A 499-nucleotide genomic window follows, 5' to 3' on the forward strand; every position below is an offset into this window, starting at 1 on the left:
CAACCACTGACAGTCAAATACCACCGGCACCCGCCCGTTAACTTCTGCCCAGTAATAACCATTAACATCCTCATCAAACCAATAAGGACTATTCCTATCCTGTGGTTCTGCCCGGAATAATTTTCTGGTGGCTTTAACGAAAAATAGCCCTAATTTATCGATATAAATAACTGGATCAAAGGTTCTATCATTTTGTTTTCTTAGAAAAAAGTCACGCTTATAGGTGATGTCGATATCGGATCGTCTAAATGGTCTGACCGTTATTGCTAATCCTTCATACTCCAGCCCCTGTTTATACCATTTCGATTCATCCCCCGGCTGCATATCTGGCCAACTGGCGATCATGGGTAAAGAGGTAAAATTGGCATCGCAGCCTTTTTTATTTTTAGTAAAGCCAGGCGTCCCGGAACTTTTCCCTTCATATTCCGCCCAGTAAATAATATAGCTATCCGGCACTTCCATTACATGACCATTAAATTTACCGCAAACAAAACCGGGG

The 499-nt window shown here is 42.1% G+C and carries 1 pseudogene; it reads right to left on the reverse strand.

Annotated features, from left to right (window positions below):
- A pseudogene (locus tag AEP37_RS24035) lies at positions 1-499 on the reverse strand (hypothetical protein); the annotation flags it as partial.

It is taken from the genome of Yersinia pekkanenii (genome assembly GCF_001152565.1).
Classification (GTDB): domain Bacteria; phylum Pseudomonadota; class Gammaproteobacteria; order Enterobacterales; family Enterobacteriaceae; genus Yersinia; species Yersinia pekkanenii.